1 pseudogene is annotated in these 304 nt (G+C 29.3%); it reads left to right on the top strand.

From position 1 onward, the window contains the following. Positions 1 to 304: pseudogene (locus AYC60_RS04735) on the top strand (UDP-glucose--hexose-1-phosphate uridylyltransferase); the annotation flags it as partial.

Genomic DNA, 304 nt, shown 5'->3' with positions numbered 1-304 from the left:
ATTAATTATCCTGGAAGACAAAATCATAGGATATTAAAACTTAATTTGACTAATGAAGATTTGTTTTTCCAATATTCACCATATATATATTACAATGAACCTTCAATAGTGTTTTCAGGGGCTATAAGATCTATGAAAATAGCTAGGTCTACATTTACTAGACTTATAGAATTTGTAGAGATGTTCCCACACTATTTTATAGTTTCTAATGCAGATTTACCTATAGTAGGAGGATCTATACTTTCTCATGATCATTTTCAAGCTGGAAGACATAAATTTGCAATGGAAACAGCTAAGATATCAA

It is taken from the genome of Streptobacillus felis, assembly GCF_001559775.1.
Lineage (GTDB): Bacteria > Fusobacteriota > Fusobacteriia > Fusobacteriales > Leptotrichiaceae > Streptobacillus > Streptobacillus felis.
The sequence above is the reverse complement of the archived record's forward strand: the minus strand, read 5'-3'. Positions and strand labels throughout refer to the sequence as shown.